The sequence below is a fragment of the Mycolicibacterium sp. XJ1819 genome (assembly GCF_053483675.1).
Map to the genome: position 1 here is coordinate 1 of NZ_JBEFST010000049.1, position 703 is coordinate 703.

1 protein-coding gene is annotated in these 703 nt (G+C 67.4%); it reads right to left on the reverse strand.

Annotation, left to right across the window (positions count from 1 at the left end; all coding sequences use genetic code 11):
• On the reverse strand, positions 1–703 hold a 703-nt coding region (locus tag ABQE89_RS26250; protein ID WP_448422161.1), incomplete at both ends, for an integrase core domain-containing protein.

A 703-nucleotide genomic window follows, 5' to 3' on the forward strand; every position in this document is an offset into this window, starting at 1 on the left:
GGGGGGGTGTCCGCCGAGGGCGGAGTGGCCTCGTTGAGTGTTGTAGCGATGCAGGAATCGGTCAAGGCCTCGGGTACGTAGGCTGTTTGAGGTCCAGGGGCGGGCGTAGGCCCATTCGGTGAGCAGGGTCCGGTTGAAGCGTTCTGCTTTGCCGTTGGTCCAGGGGCAGCCGGGTTTGATGAATCGGCGTCGCAGTCCCCAGGCGGTGCACACCCAGCCCCAGTTGGTGCCGTGGCGGTAGACCAGGGCGTTGTCGGTCAGCAGCCGTTGTACCCGTATGCCCTGCGCGGCGAACCAGGCGAGGGCGCGGTGGAGGAACTCCGCACAAGTCGGGTCTTTCTCGTCGGTGTGGACCTCGCTGTAGGCCAGGCGGGTGTGGTCGTCGATGGCGGTATGGATGTAGTCGTAGCCGATGCGGGTCTTCTTGTGCCGGTTGGCCACTGACACTGCGGCGTCGCGGCCGTGTAGGCGCCACCCGCCGCCTTTGGGGATCCGGCCGAGCTTCTTGACATCGACATGGACCAGCGAGCCGGGGGTGCGGTGTTCATAGCGGTTGGGGCTACGCCGTGATGAGCGCACCGGCTCGCCGGTGATCGGATCGATCGCGGCCAGGTGTGGCACCTGGTGGCGGGCCAGAATCCGGCCCACGGTGGAGGCGGGCATGCCCAGTTCGGCGGCGAGTACGACCGCGCCACGCTTGCGC